The 25,280-nt window shown below is 65.7% G+C and carries 25 protein-coding genes; 11 read left to right on the top strand and 14 right to left on the bottom strand.

Annotated features, from left to right (window positions below):
- Positions 1 to 49 precede the first annotated feature (49 nt).
- The 6 genes from ACLM42_RS08725 (at position 50) to psbA (ending at position 4,236) form a co-directional block, all read left to right on the top strand.
- Entirely contained in the window at positions 50 to 763 is a 714-nt protein-coding gene (locus tag ACLM42_RS08725; protein WP_415398843.1) for a putative 2OG-Fe(II) oxygenase, read from the top strand.
- Positions 764 to 804: 41 nt separating this feature from the next.
- Positions 805 to 1,128, top strand: a complete 324-nt coding sequence (locus tag ACLM42_RS08720; protein WP_247910258.1) for a 2Fe-2S iron-sulfur cluster-binding protein — start codon at positions 805 to 807, stop codon at positions 1,126 to 1,128.
- Between the two features lie 62 nt (positions 1,129 to 1,190).
- Positions 1,191 to 1,328 (top strand): hypothetical protein, encoded by a 138-nt coding sequence (locus ACLM42_RS08715; RefSeq protein WP_415398841.1) that lies wholly within the window; start codon positions 1,191 to 1,193, stop codon positions 1,326 to 1,328.
- On the top strand, positions 1,325 to 2,371 hold the full coding sequence (locus tag ACLM42_RS08710; RefSeq protein ID WP_415398839.1) for a DUF3326 domain-containing protein: 1,047 nt from the start codon (positions 1,325 to 1,327) through the stop codon (positions 2,369 to 2,371). Before ACLM42_RS08715 ends, ACLM42_RS08710 begins: the two co-directional genes overlap by 4 nt.
- On the top strand, positions 2,371 to 2,790 hold the full coding sequence (locus tag ACLM42_RS08705; RefSeq protein WP_415398837.1) for a YchJ family protein: 420 nt from the start codon (positions 2,371 to 2,373) through the stop codon (positions 2,788 to 2,790). The genes ACLM42_RS08710 and ACLM42_RS08705 overlap by 1 nt, the downstream gene beginning before the upstream one ends.
- A gap of 366 nt (positions 2,791 to 3,156) precedes the next feature.
- A complete protein-coding gene (gene psbA, locus ACLM42_RS08700; RefSeq protein WP_247909500.1) occupies positions 3,157 to 4,236 on the top strand; it encodes a photosystem II q(b) protein in 1,080 nt (359 codons plus the stop codon).
- A gap of 656 nt (positions 4,237 to 4,892) precedes the next feature.
- On the opposite strand, the gene ald is transcribed toward psbA, so the two are convergent.
- The 4 genes from ald to ACLM42_RS08680 all read right to left on the bottom strand — a co-directional run bounded on the left by ald (position 4,893) and on the right by ACLM42_RS08680 (position 9,763).
- Positions 4,893 to 6,026: an alanine dehydrogenase gene (ald, locus tag ACLM42_RS08695; RefSeq protein ID WP_415398835.1), complete on the bottom strand. Its 1,134-nt coding sequence runs from the start codon at positions 6,024 to 6,026 to the stop codon at positions 4,893 to 4,895.
- Between the two features lie 136 nt (positions 6,027 to 6,162).
- Positions 6,163 to 7,845 carry an NAD+ synthase gene (locus ACLM42_RS08690; RefSeq protein WP_415398833.1) on the bottom strand — a complete coding sequence of 561 codons (1,683 nt, stop codon included), beginning with the start codon at positions 7,843 to 7,845 and terminating at the stop codon, positions 6,163 to 6,165.
- Complete coding sequence (locus ACLM42_RS08685) at positions 7,845 to 8,429, bottom strand: nicotinate-nucleotide adenylyltransferase (protein WP_415398831.1); 585 nt, start codon at positions 8,427 to 8,429, stop codon at positions 7,845 to 7,847. Before ACLM42_RS08685 ends, ACLM42_RS08690 begins: the two co-directional genes overlap by 1 nt.
- Entirely contained in the window at positions 8,426 to 9,763 is a 1,338-nt protein-coding gene (locus ACLM42_RS08680) for a GTP-binding protein (protein WP_415398829.1), read from the bottom strand. The genes ACLM42_RS08685 and ACLM42_RS08680 overlap by 4 nt, the downstream gene beginning before the upstream one ends.
- Before the next feature lie 47 nt (positions 9,764 to 9,810).
- Here ACLM42_RS08680 and ACLM42_RS08675 point away from each other — a divergent pair, with 47 nt between their 5' ends.
- Positions 9,811 to 11,133 carry an aminopeptidase P N-terminal domain-containing protein gene (locus ACLM42_RS08675; RefSeq protein ID WP_415398827.1) on the top strand — a complete coding sequence of 441 codons (1,323 nt, stop codon included), beginning with the start codon at positions 9,811 to 9,813 and terminating at the stop codon, positions 11,131 to 11,133.
- Here ACLM42_RS08675 and ACLM42_RS08670 read toward each other — a convergent pair.
- On the bottom strand, positions 11,130 to 11,843 hold the full coding sequence (locus ACLM42_RS08670) for a TIGR01548 family HAD-type hydrolase (protein ID WP_415398825.1): 714 nt from the start codon (positions 11,841 to 11,843) through the stop codon (positions 11,130 to 11,132). The two genes, ACLM42_RS08675 and ACLM42_RS08670, sit on opposite strands and share 4 nt — an antisense overlap.
- A 101-nt stretch (positions 11,844 to 11,944) precedes the next feature.
- On the opposite strand from ACLM42_RS08670, the gene ACLM42_RS08665 reads away from it, so the two are divergent.
- The gene (locus ACLM42_RS08665) at positions 11,945 to 12,409 is read left to right on the top strand and encodes a 30S ribosomal protein PSRP-3 (protein ID WP_371820600.1); all 465 of its coding nucleotides are present in this window, start codon (positions 11,945 to 11,947) and stop codon (positions 12,407 to 12,409) included.
- Between the two features lie 55 nt (positions 12,410 to 12,464).
- Here the strand turns inward: ACLM42_RS08665 and ACLM42_RS08660 are convergent, their stop codons facing one another.
- Genes ACLM42_RS08660 through ACLM42_RS08635 form a run of 6 tightly spaced genes read right to left on the bottom strand, consistent with a single transcriptional unit; the run spans position 12,465 to position 17,554 of the window.
- Positions 12,465 to 13,385: a hypothetical protein gene (locus ACLM42_RS08660; RefSeq protein ID WP_415398823.1), complete on the bottom strand. Its 921-nt coding sequence runs from the start codon at positions 13,383 to 13,385 to the stop codon at positions 12,465 to 12,467.
- A complete protein-coding gene (locus ACLM42_RS08655; protein ID WP_415398821.1) occupies positions 13,382 to 14,536 on the bottom strand; it encodes a protein phosphatase 2C domain-containing protein in 1,155 nt (384 codons plus the stop codon). The genes ACLM42_RS08660 and ACLM42_RS08655 overlap by 4 nt, the downstream gene beginning before the upstream one ends.
- On the bottom strand, positions 14,536 to 15,267 hold the full coding sequence (locus tag ACLM42_RS08650) for a vWA domain-containing protein (protein WP_415398819.1): 732 nt from the start codon (positions 15,265 to 15,267) through the stop codon (positions 14,536 to 14,538). The genes ACLM42_RS08655 and ACLM42_RS08650 overlap by 1 nt, the downstream gene beginning before the upstream one ends.
- A 3-nt stretch (positions 15,268 to 15,270) precedes the next feature.
- Complete coding sequence (locus ACLM42_RS08645; protein WP_415398817.1) at positions 15,271 to 16,593, bottom strand: protein kinase domain-containing protein; 1,323 nt, start codon at positions 16,591 to 16,593, stop codon at positions 15,271 to 15,273.
- Complete coding sequence (locus ACLM42_RS08640; RefSeq protein ID WP_415398815.1) at positions 16,590 to 17,282, bottom strand: FHA domain-containing protein; 693 nt, start codon at positions 17,280 to 17,282, stop codon at positions 16,590 to 16,592. Before ACLM42_RS08640 ends, ACLM42_RS08645 begins: the two co-directional genes overlap by 4 nt.
- Positions 17,279 to 17,554, bottom strand: a complete 276-nt coding sequence (locus tag ACLM42_RS08635; protein WP_247910277.1) for a hypothetical protein — start codon at positions 17,552 to 17,554, stop codon at positions 17,279 to 17,281. The genes ACLM42_RS08640 and ACLM42_RS08635 overlap by 4 nt, the downstream gene beginning before the upstream one ends.
- A gap of 15 nt (positions 17,555 to 17,569) precedes the next feature.
- Here ACLM42_RS08635 and ACLM42_RS08630 point away from each other — a divergent pair, with 15 nt between their 5' ends.
- On the top strand, positions 17,570 to 19,876 hold the full coding sequence (locus ACLM42_RS08630; protein ID WP_415398813.1) for a transglycosylase domain-containing protein: 2,307 nt from the start codon (positions 17,570 to 17,572) through the stop codon (positions 19,874 to 19,876).
- Here ACLM42_RS08630 and ACLM42_RS08625 read toward each other — a convergent pair.
- The 3 genes from ACLM42_RS08625 to atpD form a co-directional block, all read right to left on the bottom strand.
- Positions 19,851 to 20,930: a rhomboid family intramembrane serine protease gene (locus ACLM42_RS08625; protein WP_415398811.1), complete on the bottom strand. Its 1,080-nt coding sequence runs from the start codon at positions 20,928 to 20,930 to the stop codon at positions 19,851 to 19,853. The genes ACLM42_RS08630 and ACLM42_RS08625 overlap by 26 nt on opposite strands.
- Before the next feature lie 74 nt (positions 20,931 to 21,004).
- Complete coding sequence (gene atpC, locus ACLM42_RS08620; RefSeq protein ID WP_247910280.1) at positions 21,005 to 21,415, bottom strand: ATP synthase F1 subunit epsilon; 411 nt, start codon at positions 21,413 to 21,415, stop codon at positions 21,005 to 21,007.
- 16 nt (positions 21,416 to 21,431) lie between these two features.
- On the bottom strand, positions 21,432 to 22,892 hold the full coding sequence (gene atpD / locus ACLM42_RS08615) for a F0F1 ATP synthase subunit beta (RefSeq protein ID WP_247910281.1): 1,461 nt from the start codon (positions 22,890 to 22,892) through the stop codon (positions 21,432 to 21,434).
- A 270-nt stretch (positions 22,893 to 23,162) separates the two neighbouring features.
- Between atpD and groES the strand changes: the two genes are divergently transcribed.
- Entirely contained in the window at positions 23,163 to 23,474 is a 312-nt protein-coding gene (gene groES, locus ACLM42_RS08610) for a co-chaperone GroES (RefSeq protein ID WP_247910282.1), read from the top strand.
- A 47-nt stretch (positions 23,475 to 23,521) separates the two neighbouring features.
- Positions 23,522 to 25,156, top strand: a complete 1,635-nt coding sequence (gene groL, locus ACLM42_RS08605; RefSeq protein ID WP_247910283.1) for a chaperonin GroEL — start codon at positions 23,522 to 23,524, stop codon at positions 25,154 to 25,156.
- The last annotated feature ends 124 nt before the right edge of the window (positions 25,157 to 25,280 follow it).

Below are 25,280 nucleotides of genomic sequence, written 5' to 3'. Positions count from 1 at the left end.
TTTGTGGCTGGAGTGCGGCATCGCAGGATGACTACAGCGCCTGCCTGTCATGACGCTTTCCTTGCAACCGCTGTTCCCGTTGGCCCTAGCCACAGCGCAGCTGCCCTTGGATCCCATGGATTCCGTCCTGTTGTTGCAGGACGCCTTGGCCTTGCGCGGGGAGGAGAGCGGTAACCCCAATCCAGGCTGTGCCTGGACCGGTGACATCAACGGTGTCTGGCAGGTGCACCAGCTCCCGGCCTTTGCGGCCATCACTGAGCTGGTGCGGCGGCATGCCTGGGAGTACCTGGCGCAGCTTGGTTTTCAGTGCGACCAGGTGGCCCTGCATATTCAGCGGGCCTGGCCGGTGGTCAGTGAACCCGGGCAGGTGGTTGGCCGGCACCACCACCCCAATGCCCACCTGAGCGCCATCGTCTATCTCAACGGTGATGGATCGGGACGGAGCGGTTGCTTGCGTCTTTACCCCGCCGGTCAGTGCAATGAGCTGGTGCCGGGCTTGGCGGTGGGCCATGGCGGCCCCCTCGACGGTGCGATCACCTGGAACGCACCCCATTTCGATTTGGCACCCAGGGCTGGATTGCTGGTGCTCTTCCCTGCCCAGGTCGACCACGCCGTGACGGCCAATGAGGACGACGATGACTTCAGGGTGTCCTTGGCCTTTGATCTGGCCCTCAGCGCTCCCCTCTGCGATCAGCCAGGGGCGGCCCCCCCTGAATACCTGGCCCCCCATCCGCAGCAGTGGAGTCCGCTGAGCGAGCCGTGATCCTGGACAATGGGGACCTTCTGGACTGAGCAGCTCCATCCATGGGCGAGACCTACACCGTTGTCTGTGAACTCAACGGCGCTAGCCATAGCTTCAGCTGCGCCGCCGATCAGACCGTTCTCGCTGCTGCTGAAGCTGCCGGCGTGCCTGTCCCCAGCTCCTGCTGCTCCGGTGTCTGCACGACCTGTGCGGCCGTTGTGAAAGAGGGTTCTGTGCATCAGCCCGACGCCATGGGCGTCAAGGCAGATCTGCAGGAACAGGGCTTCGCGCTGCTCTGTGTGGCCTTCCCCCGCAGCGACCTCAAGGTGGTCGCCGGCCAGGAAGATGCCCTCTACGAAGCGCAGTTCGGTCAGTACCAAAAGTGAGTCCAGGGCTCTCTGGTTTTCGCTCCCTGGCGCTCACGCTCGTCTGTGAACCTGGTCCGCTGTTGCCGCAGATCGAGGCTGCGTTGCGGACCCACGGCGTGCCTCTGCGCTGGGCGATTACCGAGGCGGCCTGCCGGCCCGATGGCGGGCGCCAGCTGACCCTCGAAGCGATGGTTTACCAGCCGGCCCTTCTCGTATGACCCGTCCTGGGGAGCCCTTGCCCACCTTGATGGTGGTGCCCACGGGCATTGGCTGTGAGGTGGGTGGCTACGCCGGTGATGCGGTGCCCGCGGCCCGGCTGTTGGCGGCCGCCAGTGGCTGTCTGATCACCCACCCCAACGTGATGAATGGGGCCTCGCTCTATTGGAGCGACCCGCGTATTCACTACGTCGAGGGATCCAGCCTGGATCGCTTTGCCTCGGGTGAGCTGGCGCTTGAACCGGTTCGCAGCCAGCGCATCGGCCTGCTGCTGGATGCCGGGATTGAGGAGGAGCTGCGCCTCCGCCACCTGCAGGTCGCCGACGGTTGCCGCGCCAGTCTGGGGCTGAGCGTCGGACCTGTCGAAACCACCTCCGCCTCGATCGGGGTGAGCCTGAGCCAAGGGGAGAGCGGGGCGAGCTGGGGACAACTGGAGCGCCCCGATGTCTTGCTGGAGGCCGGGGAACGCCTGCGGGATGCTGGCGCCACGGCCATCGCCGTGATTGCTCGCTTCCCCGATGACCCTGATAGCGACGCCCTGACGGCCTACCGCCAGGGGGGCGGGGTGGATGCCTTGGCTGGCGCGGAGGCGGTGATCAGCCACTGGCTCAGCCGTCAACTGAACCTGCCCTGCGCCCATGCCCCAGCCCTGAGCCCCCTGGAGATTGACCCCCAGTTGGACCCTCGGGCAGCGGGAGAAGAGCTCGGCTACACCTTCCTGCCCTGCGTCCTGGTGGGCCTGAGTCGGGCCCCGGCGCTCTGGCCTGCGGCCCAGGCCCCCGCGGGATCGATTCGCCCCGATCAGATTGGCGCCGTGGTGGCCCCGGCCGGTGCCCTGGGGGGTGCGGCGGTCTTGGCCTGCGCCGAGCAGGGTGTTCCGGTGATCGCGGTGGAGAACCCTTGTGTCCTCTCGGTGACAGCCGAGGCCCTGGGGATCGAGGTGCTCCGGGCCTCCAGCTATGGCGAGGCGGCTGGTTTGCTGCTGGCCCTGCGGGAGGGGATCAACCCCCAGGCCCTGCAGCGTCCGCTGGGGCGGCTGGGCTGATGGCCGGCTTTGGCCAGCCGGCTGAGCCCTGTCCCTGCGGCGGGGAGCGCTACGCCAACTGTTGTGAGCCGTTCCACCTGGGCAAGGTACGTCCGGTGAGCGCGGAACAGTTGATGCGTTCGCGCTACAGCGCCTATAGCCGGGACCTGATCGACTACCTGATTGAGACCCATCCCTCGGAGCTGCCCCAGGCCCAGCGGCGTCAGGCGCTGAAGGCAAGCAACCGCGGGGTGCGTTGGACTCGGCTCCGCATCACGGCCACCGAGGCTGGAGAGGCGGGCGACCTCACTGGCACGGTGACCTTTGAGGCCCACTACCGCCAGGCTGGGCACACCAATGTGCTGAGGGAGTGCTCCCGTTTTGGCCGCCAGGGCGAGGTGCTCGAGGGCCGTTGGCTCTACCTGGACGCTGAGGCTTGATTGACGCAACGGTCAAAACACTCTGTATCGCAGGCCTTGATCGGCAGAAGCAAAAGAAAAGCCCCCGTCGTTGAACGGGGGCCGTCTGCTCTTCGGTGCCCCTCCCGGGGGCTGCAGATACTCTCCGGCCCTACTTGACGATCGCCATAGCCCCATTTGGGGGCAATTCAGTCCCAGGCAACCTCAAGACTCCAGTGGCACTGAGGCTGATCAGCTCTGGTTATTGATGTGATCGCTAGAGGCGATCACCAAAAGGGTTCCCTTCTGATGGGCACCACTCATAACTTCAGGTGCAACAGCCCGCATGGGCCGTTCTGCATCCCCGCTCCAACGGCTAGTCCGTTGAGGCCTTTCTTTCCCGTACTCATGACGACCACCATCCAGCAGCGCCAAGGCGCTTCTGCGTGGAACCAGTTCTGCGAGTGGGTCACCAGCACCGACAACCGCCTCTATGTGGGTTGGTTCGGCGTTCTGATGATTCCCTGCCTGCTGGCCGCCACCATCTGCTTCATCGTTGCCTTCGTGGCAGCACCCCCCGTCGACATCGACGGCATCCGTGAGCCTGTTGCCGGCTCCCTGATCTACGGCAACAACATCATCTCTGGCGCTGTTATCCCCAGCAGCAACGCCATTGGTCTGCACTTCTATCCCATCTGGGAAGCTGCCAGCCTCGACGAGTGGCTGTACAACGGCGGTCCTTTCCAGCTGGTTGTTTTCCACTTCCTCATCGGCATCTACGCCTACATGGGTCGTGAGTGGGAACTCTCCTACCGCCTCGGCATGCGCCCCTGGATCTGCGTTGCTTACAGCGCACCCGTGGCTGCTGCTTCCGCTGTGTTCCTGGTGTATCCCTTCGGTCAGGGCTCCTTCTCGGACGCCATGCCCCTCGGCATCTCCGGCACCTTCAACTACATGCTGGTGTTCCAGGCTGAGCACAACATCCTGATGCACCCCTTCCACATGCTTGGTGTGGCTGGTGTCTTCGGTGGTTCCCTGTTCTCCGCCATGCACGGCTCCCTGGTGACCTCCTCCCTGGTGCGTGAAACCACCGAGAGCGAGTCCCAGAACTACGGCTACAAGTTCGGCCAAGAGGAAGAGACCTACAACATCGTGGCTGCCCACGGTTACTTCGGTCGCCTGATCTTCCAATACGCCTCCTTCAACAACAGCCGCAGCCTGCACTTCTTCCTGGCTGCCTGGCCTGTGGTTGGCATCTGGTTCACCGCCCTGGGCGTGAGCACCATGGCGTTCAACCTGAACGGCTTCAACTTCAACCAGTCGATCCTGGATTCCCAGGGTCGTGTGCTGAACACCTGGGCTGACGTGCTGAACCGCGCCAACCTCGGTATGGAAGTGATGCACGAGCGCAACGCTCACAACTTCCCCCTCGACCTGGCTGCTGCTGAGTCCACTCCTGTGGCTCTGCAAGCTCCCGCCATCGGCTGAGGCTGAACCCCACCAACGATTCAGCTTCTACTCGAACCTCGAGGACGGTTGAATCAGAAGCCCCCACCGCAAGGTGGGGGCTTTTTGTTGGCTTGGTGAGTCGGGATGCCCCCGACCCAATCTCCTCGCCACCGAGCAGTGGGTCGCCGAGCCGTTGCTGCAGCCCATAAAAAATCCCCCCGGGCAGGTATCCGGGGGGGTGGACTGACGTTTCGCAGTCATCGTCGTCCGATTCCGTTCAGCTCAGAACCCCCATATGGGGGTAATCGTTGGATTTCAGTGGAAGCCGTCCGCCATCACTGAAAGAGAGGCGCATTTGACCAGCGCCATCTGAGCGGGGGCAACTGAGGTCAGGCCTGCTCCTGGGTTTCAGGCTGAGCCTTCTCGCTTTGATGAGACTGACGAATAAAGCGCTTCCGCTGGGCGCTGTCCTCAGGACTTTGGTCCAAGGGAACAAGGTGCCAGCCACCGTTGAACCGCGTCTCTCTCTCTGGTGCTGTCATACGAAAAACCCCCCGATCCAAAAGAAGTGCGGGGGGTCGTCTTTCAGGCACCCCCCTTTCGGGGTTGGTGTCACTTTCGCCTTGCTCAAGGCCATCCAGATAGCCCCAAATAGGGACAACTCTCCTCTTCGGGAAAGGGAGGGATGCTGGGTCTTAGTTCAGGCAGGCCATCGGATGACGATTGCCCACCCCCAGAGCTTTGGCCACACCGGGATGGCAGACGGAGCCGCCGACGGTGTTCAGGCCTGAGACCAGCTCGGGCCGGTCGGTGACGGCTTCGATCAGGCCCCGCCCAGCGATGGCCAGGATGTAGGGCAGGGTGACGCTGACCAGGGCTTCGGTGGAGGTGTAGGGCACGGCGCCGGGCATGTTGCCGACGGCGTAGTGCTGTACGCCATGGATGGTGACCACCGGATCGGTGTGGGTCGTCTCCCGGCTGGTGGCGATGCAGCCCCCCTGGTCGATGGCGACATCAACGATGACGGAACCAGGCTGCATGCGCTGGACGAGCTCTTCGCTCACCAAGGTGGGTGCACGATCACCTGGTCGCAGCACCGCACCGATCACCAGGTCGGCGCTGGGGATGAGACGCTCCAGGCGACCGACGCTGCTGACCAGGCTCACCATCCGCCCTTGGCGCGCCGGCTCCAGTTGCCGTAGCCGCTCGGGGGAGAGATCCAGCAGCAGGACCTCCGCATCCATGGCTGCTGCGACTCGGGCCGCATTCCAGCCGACACTTCCTGCGCCAAGGACCACTACTCGGGCTGGACGAACACCGGTGCAGCCGCCCATTAAGACCCCACGGCCGCCATGGGGTTTCTCCAGCAGGTGGGCGCCGACCTGGGCCGCGAGCCGACCGGCGATTTCACTCATCGGCGCCAGCAGGGGCAGGCTGCCGTCGGAGAGCTGAACGGTCTCGTAGGCGATGGCCGTGGTGCCGGCCTCGATCAGGGCTTGCCCGACAGCGGGGTAGGCGGCGAGGTGCAGGTAGGTGAGGAGCACCTGATCGGCGCGGAGGAAGGGAAATTCCTCTTCCTGGGGTTCCTTGACCTTGACCACGAGGTGGGCGCCCCAGGCGTCCTCGCGGCTGACCAGTTCCGCACCGGCGGCGATATAGGCCGCGTCCTCAATGCCGGCCCCAGCTCCGGCGTCGTGCTCGACCCGGACCGAGAGGCCATGGCTCACCAGCTCGCGAACGGCATCGGGGGTGAGGGCAACCCGCTGCTCATCGGGTTTGACTTCCCGTGGCACCCCGATGCTGGAGATGGGTGCGATGGAGCAGGCCATGGAGCGGTCGCAGGCTTGCGGTGACCTCAGCTTGGCGAGAAGCGCAGCACTTGGCCATGCCTCTCAGCGTCCACCCTTTTCACACAGTGGTGAATGCCATAGCTCACATAGACGTAAATGCGCCCAGGCTCACGATTCAGCTCTTCGCTGCTATCGGCATTCTCCAACCGCTGCCGAAGGCCCGCTGACTGAGCTTGATCACCGGTGGTGCTTGGCGTCGCTTGAACTCGGCTCGGCGCAGCAGACCCATCACCCGCTCGGCGAGAGCAGGATCCGTGCCCTGTTGGCTCAATTCTTCGGGGCTTTGATGCTCCTCCAGCAGAGCCTTGAGTAGCGGGTCGAGCACGGCGTAATCCGGTAGCGAATCGCTGTCCTTTTGATCGGGGCGCAACTCGGCGCTGGGCGGTTTCTCGCGAATCGCCGCTCCAATCAGTTCCCCTTGTGCCGGCAGTCCCAGCTCCTGGCGCACCGCCTGGGCGGCCTCGGAATCGATCCAGTTGCAGAGATGAAACACGGTTGATTTGTAGAGGTCGCCGATCACGGCGAGCCCCCCATTCATGTCGCCGTAGAGGGTGCAGTAGCCCACGGCCAGCTCGCTCTTGTTGCCCGTGGTCAGCAGCAGTTGCCCCTGTTGATTCGCTACCGCCATCAGCAGCGTGCCCCGGATGCGCGATTGCAGGTTTTCCGCTGTCACGCCCGCCGGCGTTCCCCCCAAGGGATCGCTCAAGGCAGCATCAAACCCCCCCATCAATCCCTCGATTGGCACGGTTTGGGTGTTGATGCCCAGCCGCTTGGCGAGGTCCAGGGAGTCGTTGATCGATCCCTCGGAACTCCAGGGGGAGGGCATCAGTAGCGCCTGCACTTGTTCTCCGCCGAGGGCCGCCGCCGCCAGCACAGCCACCAGGGCGGAATCGATGCCGCCGCTCAGGCCCAAGAGGGCTTTGCCAAAGCCGCATTTGCGCGCGTAATCCCGCACCCCCAGCACCAGGACCCGCAGCAGCAGTTCTTCGTTAGGGGGGATCGCCGTCTCGCCAGCGGCGGCGCCGACTGTCCAGCAGGCCAGATCCGCTGCGCCGAAGGCCAGCTGGCAGCCCACCACTCCGTTTGTGGTGGTGACGAAGCTTCCGCCATCGAAGATCAGCTCGTCATTGCCTCCCACCTGGTTGACGTAGATCACCGGAGCGCTCAAGCGCTGGGCGGCGCTCTTGGCCAGCGCCCGGCGCAGTTGGGGTTTGCCTTGGCCGAAGGGGGAGGCCGAGAGGTTGATCAGCAGGTCCGGGCGCAGTGCCGCCAAGTCGCCGACGGGATCACCCCCCAGGAGCCGTTGGTTGTGCAGCTGTTCTTCGACCCAGAGGTCCTCGCAGATGGTCAGGCCCAGGCGCCAGCGGCGGTCGCCCCGTTCCAGCTCCAGTAGGCAGGCTTCCTCGGCAGGGCGGAAGTAGCGCCGTTCATCGAAGACGTCGTAGCTGGGCAGCAGCCGTTTGCGGGCCACGATCCGCCAGGAGCCCCCTTCCACCAGGGCCACGCTGTTGAACAGATCGGGCTGCTGGCCATCGCGGACCGTTTCACTGACCCCCAGCAGCAGTGCCTGCTTAGCCGGGAGATCGCGGGCGAGGTCATCGAGCACGTCGTCCTGCCGTTGCCGCAGGGATGGCCGCAGCAGCAGGTCCCGCGGGGGATAGCCCCAAAGCGCCAGCTCCGGCGCGACCACCAGATCGGCTCCGTCTGCGGCGGCGCGGTGGCAGGCCGCCAGCAGTTGGGCGCCATTGCCGCTCAGGTCCCCCACCAAGGGATTGATCTGGGCCAGGGCGATGCGCATTAGGGAGCGATCTTTGAGGTCAGGCCATAGAGATTGTGCTTGAGCAGGACGGGCCAGAGCGCCTCGGGGATCGAGCTGCTCTCCTGGCCGTCTCGAATGGCGGAGCTGGCCGTGGCCGGCACAGGCAGCTCGAGCAGCTCGACCTGGGCCCCCAGCTCCCCTAGCCGCTCGAGGGCGTTGGCCGCCATGGGCTGCCCCTGCCGCGGTACCACCGTCAGGCGGCAGCGCTGCAGCAGGTCCTTGGCCCGATACCAGCTGGGGATTTGTCCGGCCAGATCCCCGCCCACGACAAACACGGGCTCCAGATCCGGCCAGCGCTTGGTTGCTCGCTCCAGGGTTTCAATCGCCTTGGGGCTGCTCAGCTCTTGGGCTAGTTCGATCTGGGGGGTGCCCAGGCTGTCGATCAGGGTGCCCAGCAACTGGGCCCGGAGCTCCAGGGGGGCCCCGTGCTGCTTGAAGGGGTTGTCGCTGGCCCAGGCCGCCACTTGGCCGTAGCGCTGGGCGAGGCCGAGCAGCAGCGCCCGATGCCCCTCGGTCGGTGGGTCGGCACTGGTGCCAAAGAGGGCCAGTTCGCGCCTGCTCACGGCAGCAGGTTGCCGGAGGTGATCGCGCCCCCACCCAGGCGCTGCCACTGCTGCAGCCAGTCGCGCACCTGGGGGTCCTGACCGGCCAGGCGCCGCAACAGCGAAGCGGGCCGGAAGCGGCCCCGTTGGGCGCTGCGCAACAGCTCAGCGGCCGCCAAGCGTCCGGTGAGGCGGGTGCTGTAGACGGCCAGGGCGGCTTGGGCCATGGCCACCGGCGCGGCAGGGGCCAGGCTCAGTCCACCGCTCAGGGGGGCCGCCAGGAGTAGCACCTGCCGCAGTCCCCCCAGTAGCAGTTGGATGCCCAATTGCGTCCCCCCTAGCAGGGCGTTCTGGGCGGAGAGCCGCGTCAACAGGGCCCGGGCCCCGCTGCTGCTCATCTCCAGGTCATAGAGCTTGCAGAGCTGCAGCACCAGGGCAGTGTCGATGGCAAAGCCGCCGGCGAGATCCAGCAGTAGCAGGGGGTTGGCGGCCACTCCCGTGGCTTTCATCGCCGCATAGCGACCAATCAGTCCCTGGGCTGCGGCCTTGCCGCGCTTCAGGCGCCAGGCGTGCAGGCTCTGGCTAAAGCGGTCCGCTGCCCTGAGCCCATTGAGGCCCAGCAGCAGCGAGCCCTGGTCCTGGAGGAGCTCCAGCAGGGCCGTGCGCAAGGGGCCGATCCGAGCCGGTTCTGGTTCGCTGCGCACCCGGCCCCCCTCCAGCAGGACCGCCCGCCGCGGGGCGGCGGCCACCGGCAGGATCTCGAGGTGCTGCGCCTGGCGGGGGAGGCGGGAGCGGATGCTCTCGATCAGTGCCGCCCGCTCGCCGCTGGGCCAATTGTCGATTCGATTCAGCACCAGCAGCAGCGGTTTACCGGCGCTGAGCAGCTGCTCGATCGCTTCGGACTCCGGCGTCGTCAGATCGCTGTCGAGCACCAGCAGCACCAGATCGGCCCCAAGGGCGACCCGGGCCGCCAGGCGGTGCCGGGCCCGGGCGGCAATCTCATCTATGCCTGGGGTGTCCACCAGCTCGACCTGGCTCAGATCGGGAACCTTGATCCCCCAGGCTTCTCGCTGTTGGCGGCGCGTGCAGCCATGGGCCACATCCGTTGCAAAAACGCTTTTCTCCAGCAGGGCGTTGAGCAGGCTGGACTTGCCAACGCCCACCCGGCCGAAGACCGCTACCCGCAGCCGGCGCTCCTTCAGGGCCAACAACTGTTGATCCAGGGTCCGCAGTTCCGGCCCCAGGAGCGAGCGCTCTCGGTCGCTCAGGCGCAGGTCTCCCCGCCACTGCGAGAGCAAGAGGGCGCAGCGTTCAGCGGTGGAGGGCTGAGGCAAGGGCAGGGGCCTGGTCGCCATGCATTGAAGCGGTTATGCCATCGTCGCGCTCAGCACCGCTCGCTTCCATGTCGCTCGCTCCGGACGTCTTTGCCCAGCGCCGTGCTCGTTTCTTTGAGGCCCTTGGTGGCGCCGCCGCGGTGATTCCCGCTGCTCCGCTGGTGACCCACCACGCCGACTGTGAATGGCCCTTTCGCCAGAACAGTGACTTCTGGTACCTGACGGGCTTCGATGAGCCCGATGCGGTCGCGCTGTTTTTGCCCCATCGGCCCGAGGGGGAACGGTTCGTCCTGTTCGTGCAGCCCAAGGAACCCAGCGCTGAGGTCTGGATGGGGTTCCGTTGGGGCTGCGAAGGGGCCGTGGATCGCTTCGGTGCCGACCTGGCCCACCCCCGCGAGGAGCTGGCTGAACGGCTCGCGGATTACCTGCGCGGCGCAGAAGGCATTGCCTTCCGGGTCGGCAAACACCCCGAGGTGGAGCCCCACGTTCTTCAGGCCTGGGCTGGCCAGCTGGACCGGGCACCTCGCAGCGGAGCTGCGGCCCTGGGTTTGGTCGCTCCTTGCCCGCTCCTACATGCCCTTCGGCTGCGCAAGAGCCCCGAGGAGATCGCGCGCATGCGCGAAGCGGCCCGTATTTCCGCCGAGGCCCATGAACTGGCTCGCCAGGTGGCTCGCCCGGGGCTCAACGAGCGGCAGGTGCAGGGGGTGATCGAGCAGCACTTCTTCGAGCAAGGTGCCCGGGGCCCGGCCTATGGCTCGATCGTCGCGGGCGGGGATAACGCCTGCGTTCTGCACTACACGGCGAACAACGCCGTTCTGCGTGATGGCGATCTGCTCTTGATCGACGCCGGTTGCTCCTTGAACGACTACTACAACGGAGACATCACTCGCACCTTCCCGATCAACGGTCGCTTCAGCCCTGAGCAGCGCGCCCTCTACGAACTGGTGTTGGCCGCCCAAGAGTCCGCCGTGGCCGCCGTGGCTCCGGGGCAGACCGCTGAAGCGGTCCACGACACCGCCGTTCGCGTCCTGGTTGAGGGGTTGGTTGACCTGGGCCTGCTCCGCGGTGAGGTGGACGGGATCATCGAGCAGGGGGCCTACCGCCACCTCTACATGCATCGCACCGGCCATTGGCTGGGCCTCGATGTCCATGACGTCGGTGCCTATCGCTTGGGTGAGCACCATGTGGCCCTGGAGCCCGGCATGGTCCTGACCGTGGAGCCCGGTCTCTACGTCAGCGACCGCCTGCCTGTCCCCGAGGGGCAGCCGGAGATCGAGGCCCGCTGGAAGGGAATCGGCATCCGGATTGAAGACGATGTGGCGGTGACCGAGCACGGTCACGAGAACCTGACGGCCGCAGCCCTCAAAGCTCCGGCCGCCCTGGAGCGCTAGGCGATCGCCTGCTCTAAGGCCGCCAGTACATCAGAGGTTCTGGCGATGACCGCATCAGCGCCAGCCGCGCGCAGCTGCTCCTCATAGGCACCACGGCGGTGGCTGTCCTGTAGGTGCGGCGGGGCTACTCCCAGGCTGATGAAGTGCTGCCCCGACCTTGCTTGGCGAGCCCGCACCACGGTGGTGACGTCGGCCACGGTGTCCCCCAGGTAGGCCACGGGTACCGATGCCGGCGCCAGTGCGCTGGCGAGTCGCAGGAAGCCGCTGGGATCGGGTTTGTCAGGGGCATCCCCCATGGCGATCAGGGGCGGCTGCTGTAGGCCCAGGCGGGTCTCTAGTACGAAGCGGGCCGAGGGCGGCTCGGCCCCACTGACAAAACCCCAGCGCACATTCGCCGCCGAGAGCTCGGCAAAAAACGCGGACTCCACCAGCAGGGGTTCGTTGCGGATGAAACCTGTCCAGGCCGCAGGGTCGCCGCCTGGATCCCCGCCGAAATAGAAGTCGTTGAACACCTCCACCAGCGCTTCAAACGCTGGGAGCTCCTGTTCGCCTTGGCGGCGCAGCAACTCCAGGGATGCCTCCCAGTCGTTGTTCCAGCAGCCTTCGGCCTTGAGGGCATCGATGCTCTCGGCGTGGGGGCGTGTGCCGCTGTAGTGGTGCACCGTCTCCACGATGGCCTTGCGGTAACTGCCCCCCACATCGCGGATCACACCATCGATGTCGAACAGGAGAACAGCGCGCGGACTCAGGGGTCTAGAGAACAGCGGCTGGTAGGTTAGTTGTTTGTCATTAAGCCTTGAGCGCGGACACCATGAGCACCGAGAGCGCTGAAAGCGCCGTGGCGACTGCCGCGACGGAGGGTTCCTCGACGGAGACCACCGAGGGCCGTCCGGTGCTGAGCGGTGCCAGCGCTGCCCTGGCTTCCGCCACCATCGACGAGAACGGCGTTCCCTCCGGCCGTACCCCGAAGGCCGATGAGGGCCGCTTCCTTCTGAAGATCCTCTGGTTGCCGGACAACGTGGCCCTGGCCGTTGACCAGATTGTCGGTGGCGGTCCCAGCCCCCTGACCTCCTACTTCTTCTGGCCCCGTGAGGATGCGTGGGAAACCCTGAAGTCCGAACTGGAAGGCAAGAGCTGGATTACCGATAATGAGCGCGTCGAGGTCCTGAACAAGGCCACCGAAGTGATCAACTACTGGCAAGAGGAAGGCAAGGGCAAGAGCCTCGAAGAGGCCAAGCTCAAGTTCCCCGACGTCACCTTCTGCGGTACCGCCTGATTCGCGGCTACCCCTTTCGTTTCAGCCCCCGCACTGCGGGGGTTTTTTTGTGCCTTCAACGGCGCGGACTGACCACCTGATCAAAGCTGCTGGCCGTGATGAGCCCCGGTTGGGTGGCGGTGTCCACGGTGAAGGATCGTGATTCCGCCTGGCTGGTGCCATCGGGATAGACGAAGGTCACGACACCCTGGAGGGTGATCTTGGATCCATCGCGGCTCACTTCTTGGAGGCTGTCCACGGCCACCCGTTGGAATTGGCTGAAGAAGGCGGGGTCGAACTGATCGGCGGCCTGGGGGCTGAACAGTTGCTTGGCCGCAGCGCTGTTTCCCAGGGAGATGTCGTCATAGAGCTGACGCACGGTCTCGATGGCCTGGTTCAGCTGGAGTTGGGCCGGATCCGGCTTGGGTTCAGTGGTGGCCGGCTCCGGTTCCGTTGTGGTGGGCTCGGGCGCGCTCACCAGCGCCGGCGCCGTTGCGGTGGATGGCGTCAGGGATCGGTTGAGCAGTACCAGCCAAGTCAGGGCGCCGACGACGCCCACCACCAGCACCCCAGCGATGAAGCTCAGCACCGCCACCAGACCGCTGTTGGAGCGCGGAACGGCCGTGATGGGCTGATCAATGACGTCGTCTTGGACCTCAATGCTGGGGATCGCCTGTCCATCGGGGGCCAGGCCCAGCAGGCCCCGCAGGACCTCGGCCATCCGCAGGCAGAGGGCCGGGGCGAAGAGGGCGTCGAGTTCCTGCTGCAGCCGCAGGTTGAGCTGGGTTTCCCCGGGAAGGGGCGGCCGCTCGGCCGCGGCCTCCTGGAAGGCGGCGGTTTGCACCAGGTGCTTCAGGGCCGGCAGCAGCAGGAGTTCGCTGTCCCCGCAAAAGTCGCTGAGCAGGGCCTGGTAGCGGCGCGCATCACTGCTGATCCCCCGCTCAAAGTCCGCCAGGATTTGGCGCCGCAGCTTCACGCCGAGCTGGTAGTCGTTCATGGTCGCGCCGGGGCGCGGGATGGCTCTTGAGTCTCGCCTGCCGCCTTCCATTGCGCCCGCAGGGCTTGCTCCAGGGCTGGGCAGACCTCCAGGGCGGATTGGGTCGCTGGGGCACTACGGGCAATGAGTGCGCCCAGGGGATCCCGCTGGGGATGATCCAACAGCTCCCGTGCCTTGGCCGGTGAGCTCAGCAGCGCCTGGAATTGCTGGCGCCGTTGCTTGAGGCTGGCCTCAATGCGCTCGGGATGCCCGCAGAGCTGCTGGATCTCGAGGGTTAGGGGATCACTGGGCTTCAGCCACCACCACCAGAGGCCGGCGCCCAGCACGGCCGCGGCAACGCCCAGGCTGGCCAGGGATGCGCTCCGCTGGATGTTGGCTGGGACGCTCCGCTGGGCGATGGCGACCGAGACGTCATCCCCGCTGCCTTGGGCCGTGATCTCCTTCAGTCCCTGGGCCAGGGCCTCCCCTTCGATCTCCAGCATCTGGAGGCAGAGCTGCAGGAAGTCCGCATCGGTGGCGCAGGACTTGCGGATCCCATCGGTGCAGAGCACCAGAGCCGTTTCGCTGGGGTGGGGGTGGAGTTGAGCCCGCGCAGTCCAGGCGCTGAGGGCGTGGCTCTGGCAGAGGCTGAGGGTGGCTTCGCCGGAGGCTTGGGCCAGCTGCTCTTGGTTCACCAGGCTGGCCTCCCCACCGGCTTGGATGGCCACCAGATCCCAGTCGCCGATGCCGGTGCAGCCCCACCACTGGGGCGTCAGCAGGACCATCCCCAAGGTGCAGCCGTAGAGGGAGCTGGAGAACGACGCCTCCGCTGCCTCGGCCTGACTACTCCAGTGCTCCTCGATCGCGCGGAGCCAGCGCTGCTCGATGGCGGCCGGCAGCTCCCGCTCCAACTGCTGGCGCCAACCCTGCTCGTCCTTGAGAGAGAGTGCTGAGGCGACCGCCACCACTGCCTGCTCTGCTGCCAGACAGGCCAGTCGGCTGCCCACGTCACTGAGGCGATAGCGGCTGCCGCCATGGCCATCGGAGACCAGCAGCAGTTGGAGGTCAGGGCTGATTTGGCAGACCTGGGAGGCGTCTTGGCAGGGCTTGCTCTGACGCCGGTGGGCGGCGCCGATGACGCTGCAATGGCGGGCGGCAGACCAGGCGCGCATCACCACACCAGGGGCCCGACATCATCGAGGGGATCCAGCAAGGTCGGGGGCAGGTCCGGCAGGGGGATGTTGCCTCCCGCGTTCGGCGCGTCATCCAGCCGGCTGGCGGGCATGGAGGCGGCTCCGACAACAGCGGTGGAGGCCCACTGGATGTACTGCGCCAGGGTGGTGGCATTGCTGGCCTGCAGCGGGCGCCGCGGGGATTTCCCGCCACCGCTGGGCTCTGGCCCGATGAAGTGCTGGAGCACCTCCAGGTCGGCGTCATGGCCCATGGCGATCGCCAGGCGCACGGCCTTCTGCGCCCAGGGTTCGCGCATCAGCCTGGCCAGGCCTGCATCGAAGTCGTCCGTGGGTTGGCCATCGGAGATCAGAACCAGGACCGGCGGCAGGGCCCGCTCCTCCATGGGCGGGGACTGCAGGACGCTGGCCACCAACTCCAGGGCTTCCCCCATGGCCGTGATGCCCCCGGCCTCCAGGTCACGCCACTGCAGCTCCTGCACCGGGGTGGGTTCGGCTAAGTGCCAGGCGGCGCCGTCGGCAAAGCGCAGGGCCCGCACCAGCACCCGCGCCTCCGGGTTTTGCTCGGCCACCTCCGCCATGCCAGGGAGGGACTGGCGGATCGCCTGGTTCAGGGCCTGCATCTTGCCCTGGGCGGCCATGGAGCCAGAGCAGTCGCAGAGGTAGATGAAGTGCAGCGGGCGGTTGCTGAGGCGAACGTTGGGGAAGGGCATGGCTTATCTGCGGATCGGGGTGATCGGCCCGGCCGGGGTGCTGAGCTGCTGCAGGGCCGCGACATTACAGGTTTTGCCCGGCTCCACTTCGAGCCGTTGGCCATTGGGCAACTGGCCCTGCCAGGGGGCTTCGCTGAGGTTGCGTAGGCCCACCACGGCAGCGTCCGTGGGGTGGGCGACAAGCAGGGCCAGGGGCTGATCGAGGCGTTCGCCGCGGCGTCCATCGAAGTGATGGGGATGCAGGGCATTGCCCGGGCAGGCTGCCACCCGCCCCTGGGGCAGTTGCAGCTGCAAGCCCCCTGGGTTGCTCTGACCGCAGCTCCAGCAGGGGCCGTCTTGGAAGCGTTCTTCGCCGCAGTGGTGGCAGAGCTGCCGTTGATCCAGGCAGCGCGCGAGCTGCTGTTTCCACTGCCCCGTCAGCGGGCGTTGGCTGGGTTGCCGTAGCCCCGCACCGAAGCTCGTCTCGAAGAGTTGCTGGAGGCTTCGCGGATAAATCGGCCAGGTGATCAGGGCCGCGGCGTGTTCCTCAGGGTCCGGGCGGTTCGCGGGATTCTCTGGATCAAAGATGAACAGGGCCTCCTCGCCGTAGAGCCGGCGCCGGGCGGGTTCATCGAGGCAGCGGATCGCCAGTTCCTGTTGACCGCGGAAGGGGTCGTGGCGGGTGAGCAGCCGAAAGAGCAGCACGGCCAGGCTGAATTGATCGGTGCTGGCACTCGGCTTGGCGGCACCCAGCAGCACCTCTGGGGCCATGAAGCCCGGGGTCCCGAGCACGCTGCCGGTGCCCTGGCAGTCGACCGCGACGTTGTCGTTGTCGCAGATCAAGATCGCCCCATCACTGGGCCTGAGGAAGAGGTTCCCCAGGGAGATGTCCTTGTAACAGAGCCCCTTGAGGTGGAGTTCGTGGAAGGCCGTGGCCAGGAAGAAGCAGGCCCGCAGGATGTTCTGCAGGCTGATCTCCATTCGCCCGCCGGCATGCAGATGGGCCCCTTGAAAGCCGCTGGGCCGTAGGGGCATCAAGTAGCCGAAGCCGGGCTCTTGGCTCCGGATCAGGGGGAGGCTCTCGGTAGTGGGCTCCAGCAGGGCCATGGGCCAGAGGAAGTCCCCGTTGGGGGCCCCCAGGCGAATGCTTTGCTGCAGCCGCTGCCGCAACAGCGGGTCGCGTGCGATGCAACTGGGGAAATACCACTTCAGGGCGAGCGCCTCAGCGCCGCAGCGCACGGCGTAGACCTGCCCTTGGGTGCCGCCCCCCAGGCAGCGCTCGATCTCCAGGGGCTGCTCCAGGCCATCGAAGGTCAGGTGGGTCCCCAGCGGCAGCAGGGTGTTCATCGGGCCTGGGCTCCGAGGGCCTTGCGGATGCCGTTGCGGTGGGCCAAGGCGGTGCGGCGGTTGGCAAAGCCATGGCGCAGGGCGCGTCCATCGCGGAGCACCACCACCAGGCTGTGGTCCTTGCGGGACCCCAGCAGGATCCAGCCGGCCAGGGCACCGATCTCCAGGGGCCAGAAGACCAGCGGGAAGGGCAGAAGCAACAGGCCCCCAAGGCAGAGCAGCAGCCACCAGCTGAAGACGTGGGGATGGCGGGGCAGGCTCTGCACCCCCGCTGAGAGGATCTCGGCAAGCTCTACCGGCTCCCCATCCACATCGATCCGGCGGGGCGCTGCAGGTTTGGGTTGGGCTGGGGCGGCCGCTGGCTTGGTCGGAGTGGCCGCGATCAGCTCGAACTGCAGCACGGGGCCCTGGAGTCCGAGCCGGATCTCATCACCGTCCTCGAGCTGGCGGCACTGTTGAATCCGTTGCCCTTCGTGGAAGGTCCCGTCGTTGCTCTGCCACTCGCAGACCAACCAGCCCTGGGTTTGCGAGAACCGGACCACGGCGTGGTGATCGGAGACCCCGCTCTGGCTGGTGAGGCAGAGCCGGTTGCTTGCGGCCTTGCCGATGGTCAGGGGTTGTTTGGGATCGAGGGGCGCCGCTTTGCTGGGATCGCTCGCGAGCACCAGCCGGGCTTTGGGGGCGCTCATCGCTCCCCTCGCCGGCGGGCCCACCAGATTCTCCAGTCATCGCGGAGGTCGTTCCAGAGGCCGCCATCCCCCTCGCGATAGGGAAGGACGCGCCCGGGGAAGAGGACCGCTTTGCTGGCCAGGGCCAGGGCCACGAGCACCATCAACAGCAGGATCCAGCCGGGGATCGCGCCAACCCAGGTGAAGGCAAAGAAGGCCCGCAGCGCATAGAGGCCGATCGTGATCGCCAACCAGAGGCGAAAGGGCTCCCAGGGGTCCCGTTGACGCTGCACCGAAGGGGGCTGACGTTGGCTGGTCTTAGCCTATGGCCGGACTGCATCACCCGCCTGAGCACCTCCCCTCGCTTGGATCGCCTTGCCTCGCCGGCCGTTCGTGAGGCGTGGGCAGCATTCGCCCGGGCAGCCTTCCGCGGACCCTGGCGCGAGCGTCCCGATGCGGTGCGCCGCACCCTGCCGGCGCTTCTGCAGCACCAGGCCCGTCTTGAGCTCTGGGTGAAGGAGCAGAAGCTCCAGGAGCTCGACCTCGAGACTCAGCGCTATCGCCTCGGCCGTGACCCCTCCTGCGAGCTGCCCCTGTCCGACCCGGCCCTGAGCCGGGTTCACGCGATCCTCGAGCGGGAGCGTCCCAGCGATCGGGACTTTGCCTTGGAGGACTTTGGTTCCTCGAATGGGCTCTTCCACCGGGACCGGCGCATCCGCTGGATTCAGCTGCGCGACGGGGATGTGGTGCAACTGGGCTCACCGCTGAAGGGCCAGGCGCCTGAGCTGCGCTACGTCCACCCCCGCAGCCCTCTGGAGCAGGCGGTTCGCCTGCTGGGCATCAGTGCCCTGGCGGGTTCTGCCCTCTTGGTGAGCGGCATGCTCCTGGCGGCCAGCATCGGCGGTGGCTCGAGGATCCGGAGCATTGAAGGCCCGGTCAAGATCTTTGCGGCCAATGGCCAGCAGGTGGACGCGAAGGAAGGCTCCTCCACGGCGCTGCCGTCCTTGCAGTCCTACCCCTTGCATCTGCGCCAGGCCCTGCTGGCTTCAGAGGAGGCGCGGTTTGGCTGGAACAGCGGCATTGATTTGTTCGGCACCCTGCGCTCGGCGGTCCTGGGGAGCGGAGGCGGAAGCGGCCTGACCCAACAGGTGGCCCGCATGGTCTACCCAGAGGTGGGGCGGGATCTGAGCCTCACCCGCAAGCTTCGGGAGTTGTCGGTGGCCTTGCAGCTGGAGGTGGGCTTCAGCAAAAACCAGATCCTCAAGCTCTATCTCGATCGCGCCTATCTGGGCCTGGGGACCGAGGGGTTTGAGCAGGCCGCTCAGCTCTATTTCCGCAAGTCCGCCAGCGATCTGGACGTCGGACAGTCGGCCTTTTTGGTCGGACTGCTCCCCAGCCCCAACGGCTACAGCCCCTGCAATCTCAAGGATCCCGGGGCGGGCCTCGAGCGCCGCAACCTGGTGCTGAAGCTGATGCATGAGCAGGGGTGGCTGAGCGATCAGGGCCTGGTCGATGCCCAGCGGCGGCCCCTGAACATCGACCCTTCGGCTTGCCGGGAGTCGAGCTTTAGCAGCTATCCCTTCTTCAGTGACTACGTGATCGGGGAGCTCGAGGGCACCCGCTTCGGGCTGAATCTCAGGGGTTCCGATGCGGCAGGGAATTACGCCGTGGAGAGCACGATCAACCCCAAACTGCAGCAGTTGGGGCAGGAGCAGCTCAGGCGTTTCCTGGAAGGACCGGCAGCTTCGGCGGGCTTGACCCAGGGTGCCCTGATCAGCCTGAACACCGAGACGGGGGACATCCTGGCCTACGTCGGCGGCGGGGACTACAGCCGCTCGAGTTTTGATCGGGTGCAGGCCCTGCGCCAGCCCGGTTCGACCTTCAAGCTCTTTCCCTTCCTGGCCGCCCTCGCGGCGGGCGTCTCCCCCTCGGCGTCCATCTCCTGTGCCCCCCTGGACTATGTCGGGGGCTGCCGCCAACGGACGGGGGCCATGAGCGTGGCGGCGGGGCTGGCCGGCTCGGAGAACGTGGTGGCCTTGCGCCTGGCGGAGCGGGCAGGGTTCTCCCAGGTGCTCAAACTTGCGCGCCGGCTCGGTATTACGACGCCGCTGGACGCCGACTACAACACCATGCTGGGCGGCCGCGAGACCTACCTCTATGAGATGGCCCGGGCCTACGCCGTGGTGGCCAACGGCGGCCGCTCGGTGCCGGTGCACGGGGTCAGCCGCATCTACGACCTCGGGATTTGCCGTTCGATCAAGAGCCTGGATCGTTGCCCGGCCCGGGGTGTGACGACCCCGATTGGGGAGCGATCCCGCCAGCTGCTCCGGCCGGAGGTGGCCGCGGCGATGGACCAACTGCTGGCTGGGGTCGTCCAGGGGGGCACCGGCCGTGCGGCCGCTGTGATCCCGGACGCCCGTGGCAAGACCGGCACCACCAACAACGGCGTGGATGCCCTGTTCATTGGCTACTCCCCCTCGCTGAAGTTGCTGACGGCGATCTGGATGGGGAACGACGACAACCGTCCCGCCTCCGGAGCGAGCGGTGGTTTGGTGGCGGACCTCTGGGGTCGCTACATGCAAGGTGCCGCTAGAGCCATTCCTGCAGCCGGCTGATCAGGGCCCAGAGCAGGCCCAGGATCAGTCCCCAGCTGCAGCTGGAGGCCAATAACCGTTGAAGGGCCGTGCTGTCTTCACCGGATTGTTGGCGGGGCAGTTGCCATCCCAGTTGCAGGGCACCCACGAGCAGCAGCAGCACCCAGGCCGGAATACTCAAGCCCAGGGGGCGAAAGACCAACAGCTTCCAGTGCAGCAGGCTGGAGCCGGCCGCCAGACCAATCAGGGCACAGACCGCACCTGAAGATCCGCTCCAGGTGCGTTGGATGGTCCAGCGTTCGGCGCAGATCGCGGCCAGGGTCAGGCAGGCCAGGGCCGTGAGGCTGTAGCGCAGGATCACCTGACCTAAGGGCAGGGGCGAGTTCCCCAGAACGATCAGCAGCACGGTCAGATTCACCGCGGCCTCCACGCCGTTGCCATGCACCCAAGGAGCACTGATCCAGCGCCAGACCTCCCTTGGCCTCGTGGCTTGCTCGCTGCTGAGACTCCAGCGATGTCTCAAGGGTTGGCGCCAGGGCCCGATGCTCAGGCTGGCAAGGCCGAGTACCAGGACCATGCCACCGCTCCAGCCCCAGCCATCGAAGATCAGCCGGTCCAGTTCTTGCCCAAACCAGCTCAGCACCAGCGCGCCGCAGGCTGAGAGGACCAGCCCTGGAGCGAGGGGTTCGAGCCGGCGCAGGGTGGGCCTGAGCTGGCCCTCAACCGCTTGAGGTTTCGGCGCTGACGGTGGTGAGGAGGGTGCGCTTGGCGGCGGAGCTTGGCCACAGGCCGCGTTGAGCAGATCCTCCAGCTCGGCCTGGACTTCCGGTGAGTAGGTCTGCCGAATGTGTGCCACCAAGCTTGCTCGGGCACTGGCTTGGCTGGCGCCTTCCCCATGGAGCAGGTGCAGCAGCAGGGGTTGGTTGGCGAGGTCCCGGATCGGCCCCTTGAGGCCGTCCTCAGCACCCAGGGCATCGATGAGGCGGTTGGCGATTGCCCGCCCGCTCTTCAACGCCTCAGGGTTCTGGATCAGCCATTGGCGCAGCTGCCTGCCGAGAGTTGTGCCGAGGCCCATGGCTTGGGATCTGTGGGCTGAGCATAAAAAAGCGCCCCCGAGGGGGCGCTTAAGCACTGAACACGCGTCTGAGCTCAGTTGTTGATCGTTGCAGCTTGAACCCGAGCGCGGGCGCGGGAGAGGGCCTGTTGGGCCTTCAGCTTTTCAGTGCTGGCGGCTTGACCTTCGAACTTGGTCGCGGCGGCGGTGGCCGCTTCCAGTTCTTTGTTGGCTTCATCAGCATTGATGGAGCTGCCGAGTTCAGCGGTGTTCACCAGAACGGTGACTTCATCCGCTTCGATCTCAGCAAAACCACCTTGGAGAGCAATGGCTTTCCAGTCGTTGTTCTCGCGAACCCGAAGCACCCCGTAGTCGAGGGCGGTGAGCAGGGAGACGTGACCGGGAAGAATGCCCAGTTGGCCTGTGGTGGAAGGAAGGATGACTTCGTCGGCGGGGCCGTCGAAGACGCTCTGGTCTGGGGCCAGAACGCGGAGGGTGAGAGACATCAGCTAACGCTCCGGATCAACCTTTGGCGTCGGCTTGGATCTTGGCAGCCTTGGCCTTCACTTCGTCGATGTTGCCCACCAGATAGAAGGCAGCCTCGGGGAGGTGGTCCAGTTCACCAGAGAGCACCATGTTGAAGCCCTTGATGGTGTCCTCAAGCTTCACGTACTTGCCGGGCATGCCGGTGAAGATCTCAGCCACGAAGAAGGGCTGGGAGAGGAACTTCTCGATCTTGCGGGCGCGGTCCACGGTGCGACGGTCGTCTTCGGACAGTTCGTCCAGACCGAGAATCGCGATGATGTCCTGGAGCTCCTTGTAGCGCTGCAGGGTGGACTGCACAGCGCGGGCGGTGCGGTAGTGCTCATCGCCCACAACGGCGGGCTGGAGCATGGTGCTGGTGGAATCAAGGGGATCCACAGCGGGGTAAATGCCCTTGGAGGCCAGACCGCGGCTGAGCACGGTGGTGGCGTCCAGGTGGGCGAAGGTGGTTGCCGGTGCGGGGTCGGTCAGGTCGTCCGCAGGGACGTACACAGCCTGAATCGAGGTGATCGAGCCTTCCAGGGTCGAGGTGATGCGCTCCTGGAGAGCACCCACGTCGGTACCGAGGGTGGGCTGGTAGCCCACAGCCGAAGGCATGCGGCCCAGCAGAGCTGAGACCTCAGAACCGGCCTGCACGAAGCGGAAAATGTTGTCGACGAACAGCAGCACGTCCTGCTTGTTCACATCGCGGAAGTGCTCAGCCATGGTCAGAGCCGAGAGACCCACGCGCATGCGGGCGCCGGGGGGCTCGTTCATCTGGCCGTAGCAAAGGGCCACCTTCGACTTGGACAGGTCATCGGGGTTGATCACGCCCGATTCCTTGAATTCCTCGTAGAGGTCGTTGCCTTCACGGGTGCGCTCGCCCACGCCAGCGAACACCGAGACACCGCCGTGCTCTTTGGCGATGTTGTTGATCAGCTCCTGGATCAGCACGGTTTTGCCCACGCCGGCACCACCGAACAGGCCGATCTTGCCGCCCTGGCGATAGGGAGCCAGCAGGTCGATCACCTTGATGCCGGTCTCGAACACCTGGGGCTTGGTTTCGAGGTCGGTCAGCTTGGGAGCTTCGCGGTGGATGGGGGCGGTGGCGGTGGTGTTCACCGGACCCTGTTCGTCAACGGGCTCGCCGAGCACGTTGAAGATGCGGCCCAGGGTGGCTTCACCCACAGGCACGGAGATGGAGGCGCCGGTGTCGATGGCGTCCATGCCACGCACCAGACCGTCGGTGCCGCTCATGGCCACGGCACGCACGCGGTGGTCGCCGAGCAGCTGTTGAACCTCTGCGGTCAGAGCAACGTCTTGACCAGCAGAGTTTTTGCCCTCAATGCGGAGAGCGTTGTAGATCTTTGGCAGCTTGCCGGCCGGAAATTCAACGTCGATCACCGGTCCGATCACCTGCCGGACGATGCCTTTGGTGCCGGTGGCAGTAGCAGCAGCCATTTAAAGGAGAAGTCGCAGGACGCGCAGCGGGATCATTCCCGCTTGAAGCGGCGCAAACATACCACCGCGACCCCGGGCCCCGTCACCCCCCCGTCGCGCTGTTCGGTCACCCGCCCCACGAGATGGTTGTGAACTCGTGAAGCGAGCCCATAACTTGGCACTCAAGGGATGTGAGTGCTAACTCGCGTTCCCAGGCGTGAACACGCCGCGACCCTGGCAGCGTCTCTGGCGCCATGCCAATGGTTTCGCCACCCAACTCGAATTCCATCCATGGCTGCTGTTTCCCTCAGCGTTTCCACCGTCAAGCCCCTCGGCGACCGCATCTTTATCAAGGTCTCCGAGTCCGAAGAGAAGACCGCCGGCGGCATCCTTCTGCCTGACTCCGCCAAAGAAAAGCCCCAGGTGGGCGAAGTGGTGCAGGTGGGCCCCGGCAAGCGCAACGACGATGGTTCCCGTCAGGCTCCTGAAGTGAGCATTGGCGACAAGGTCCTCTACAGCAAGTACGCCGGCACCGACATCAAGCTCGGCAGCGACGAGTACGTGCTCCTGTCTGAGAAGGACATCCTGGCTGTCGTCAGCTGAGTCCGAACACTTTTCCCTAACCCCACTTTCCGCGAGAACCGCCTCCCATGGCTAAGCGCATTATTTACAACGAGCAGGCTCGCCGCGCTCTGGAAAAAGGCATCGACATCCTGGCTGAGTCCGTTGCCGTGACCCTGGGCCCCAAGGGCCGCAACGTCGTCCTCGAGAAGAAGTTCGGCGCTCCTCAGATCATCAATGACGGTGTCACCATCGCCAAAGAGATCGAGCTCGAGGACCACATCGAGAACACCGGTGTTGCCCTGATTCGTCAGGCCGCCTCCAAGACCAACGATGCCGCCGGTGACGGCACCACCACCGCGACCGTCCTGGCCCACGCCATGGTCAAGTCCGGTCTGCGCAACGTCGCTGCTGGCGCCAACGCCATCACCCTGAAGAAGGGCATCGACAAGGCCGCTGAATTCCTGGTCGAGAAGATCAAGGAGAACGCCAAGCCCATCAGCGACTCCAACGCCATCGCCCAGGTCGGCACCATCTCCGCTGGCAACGACGAGGAAGTCGGCCGGATGATCGCCGATGCCATGGACAAGGTTGGCAAAGAGGGTGTGATCTCCCTCGAGGAAGGCAAGTCGATGACCACCGAGCTGGAGGTCACCGAGGGCATGCGCTTTGACAAGGGCTACATCTCCCCTTACTTCGCCACCGACACCGAGCGGATGGAAGCGGTTCTGGAAGAGCCCTACATCCTGCTGACCGACAAGAAGATCGGTCTGGTCCAGGATCTGGTGCCCGTGCTCGAGCAGATCGCCCGCACCGGCAAGCCTCTGCTGATCATTGCTGAGGACATCGAGAAGGAAGCCCTGGCCACCCTCGTGGTGAACCGTCTGCGTGGCGTCCTGAACGTGGCCGCTGTGAAGGCCCCTGGCTTCGGCGATCGCCGTAAGGCCATGCTCGAGGACATCGCTGTCCTGACCAACGGTCAGCTGATCACCGAGGACGCCGGCCTCAAGCTGGAGAACACCAAGCTGGAGATGCTGGGCACCGCCCGCCGCATCACCATCAACAAGGACACCACCACCATCGTCGCCGAAGGCAACGAGGTGGCCGTGAAGGCCCGCTGCGAGCAGATCCGCAAGCAGATGGACGAAACGGACTCCACCTACGACAAGGAGAAGCTGCAGGAGCGTCTGGCCAAGCTCAGCGGCGGTGTGGCCGTGGTCAAGGTGGGTGCCGCCACCGAGACCGAGATGAAGGACAAGAAGCTGCGCCTGGAAGACGCCATCAACGCCACCAAGGCGGCCGTTGAAGAGGGCATCGTTCCTGGCGGTGGCACCACCCTGGCCCACCTGGCTCCTGCCCTGGATCAGTGGGCTGCCTCCAACCTCTCCGGCGAAGAGCTGATCGGCGCCACCATCGTGGCTTCCGCTCTCACGGCTCCCCTCAAGCGCATCGCTGAGAACGCTGGTGTGAACGGCTCCGTGGTGGCCGAGCACGTCAAGAACAAGCCCTTCAATGAGGGCTACAACGCCGCCACCGGCGAGTACGTGGACATGCTGGCTGCCGGCATTGTCGATCCCGCCAAGGTGACCCGCTCCGGTCTTCAGAACGCTGCCTCGATCGCAGGCATGGTTCTGACCACCGAGTGCATCGTGGCTGACATGCCCGAGAAGAAGGAAGCAGCTCCTGCCGGCGGCGGCATGGGCGGCGGCGACTTCGACTACTGATCGCCTGTCGGGGAGAGACTGACCTTCTCCCCTCCAACTCTTCAGTTATCGCAACGCATGTGGGGCACATCCGTGCCCCTTTTTTGTGCCTGTCGAGCGGTGCTGATCCGAGGCAACCCAGCTC

This window comes from Synechococcus sp. W4D4, assembly GCF_047716805.1.
In the GTDB taxonomy this organism is placed as follows: Bacteria; Cyanobacteriota; Cyanobacteriia; order PCC-6307; family Cyanobiaceae; genus Vulcanococcus.
Note: the sequence above shows the minus strand (reverse complement) of the source record. Positions and strands in the feature narration are given on the sequence as shown.

What these genes read in the sequence shown, in the direction of transcription:
- ACLM42_RS08725 (WP_415398843.1), top strand. Translation starts at nt 50, where the DNA reads ATGACGCTTTCCTTGCAACCGCTGTTCCCGTTGGCCCTAGCCACAGCG.
- ACLM42_RS08720 (WP_247910258.1), top strand. Translation starts at nt 805, where the DNA reads ATGGGCGAGACCTACACCGTTGTCTGTGAACTCAACGGCGCTAGCCAT.
- ACLM42_RS08710 (WP_415398839.1), top strand. Translation starts at nt 1,325, where the DNA reads ATGACCCGTCCTGGGGAGCCCTTGCCCACCTTGATGGTGGTGCCCACG.
- ACLM42_RS08705 (WP_415398837.1), top strand. Translation starts at nt 2,371, where the DNA reads ATGGCCGGCTTTGGCCAGCCGGCTGAGCCCTGTCCCTGCGGCGGGGAG.
- psbA (WP_247909500.1), top strand. Translation starts at nt 3,157, where the DNA reads ATGACGACCACCATCCAGCAGCGCCAAGGCGCTTCTGCGTGGAACCAG.
- ald (WP_415398835.1), bottom strand. Translation starts at nt 6,026, where the DNA reads ATGGCCTGCTCCATCGCACCCATCTCCAGCATCGGGGTGCCACGGGAA.
- ACLM42_RS08690 (WP_415398833.1), bottom strand. Translation starts at nt 7,845, where the DNA reads ATGCGCATCGCCCTGGCCCAGATCAATCCCTTGGTGGGGGACCTGAGC.
- ACLM42_RS08680 (WP_415398829.1), bottom strand. Translation starts at nt 9,763, where the DNA reads ATGGCGACCAGGCCCCTGCCCTTGCCTCAGCCCTCCACCGCTGAACGC.
- ACLM42_RS08675 (WP_415398827.1), top strand. Translation starts at nt 9,811, where the DNA reads ATGTCGCTCGCTCCGGACGTCTTTGCCCAGCGCCGTGCTCGTTTCTTT.
- ACLM42_RS08665 (WP_371820600.1), top strand. Translation starts at nt 11,945, where the DNA reads ATGAGCACCGAGAGCGCTGAAAGCGCCGTGGCGACTGCCGCGACGGAG.
- ACLM42_RS08660 (WP_415398823.1), bottom strand. Translation starts at nt 13,385, where the DNA reads ATGAACGACTACCAGCTCGGCGTGAAGCTGCGGCGCCAAATCCTGGCG.
- ACLM42_RS08655 (WP_415398821.1), bottom strand. Translation starts at nt 14,536, where the DNA reads ATGCGCGCCTGGTCTGCCGCCCGCCATTGCAGCGTCATCGGCGCCGCC.
- ACLM42_RS08650 (WP_415398819.1), bottom strand. Translation starts at nt 15,267, where the DNA reads ATGCCCTTCCCCAACGTTCGCCTCAGCAACCGCCCGCTGCACTTCATC.
- ACLM42_RS08645 (WP_415398817.1), bottom strand. Translation starts at nt 16,593, where the DNA reads ATGAACACCCTGCTGCCGCTGGGGACCCACCTGACCTTCGATGGCCTG.
- ACLM42_RS08640 (WP_415398815.1), bottom strand. Translation starts at nt 17,282, where the DNA reads ATGAGCGCCCCCAAAGCCCGGCTGGTGCTCGCGAGCGATCCCAGCAAA.
- ACLM42_RS08625 (WP_415398811.1), bottom strand. Translation starts at nt 20,930, where the DNA reads ATGGGCCTCGGCACAACTCTCGGCAGGCAGCTGCGCCAATGGCTGATC.
- atpC (WP_247910280.1), bottom strand. Translation starts at nt 21,415, where the DNA reads ATGTCTCTCACCCTCCGCGTTCTGGCCCCAGACCAGAGCGTCTTCGAC.
- atpD (WP_247910281.1), bottom strand. Translation starts at nt 22,892, where the DNA reads ATGGCTGCTGCTACTGCCACCGGCACCAAAGGCATCGTCCGGCAGGTG.
- groES (WP_247910282.1), top strand. Translation starts at nt 23,163, where the DNA reads ATGGCTGCTGTTTCCCTCAGCGTTTCCACCGTCAAGCCCCTCGGCGAC.
- groL (WP_247910283.1), top strand. Translation starts at nt 23,522, where the DNA reads ATGGCTAAGCGCATTATTTACAACGAGCAGGCTCGCCGCGCTCTGGAA.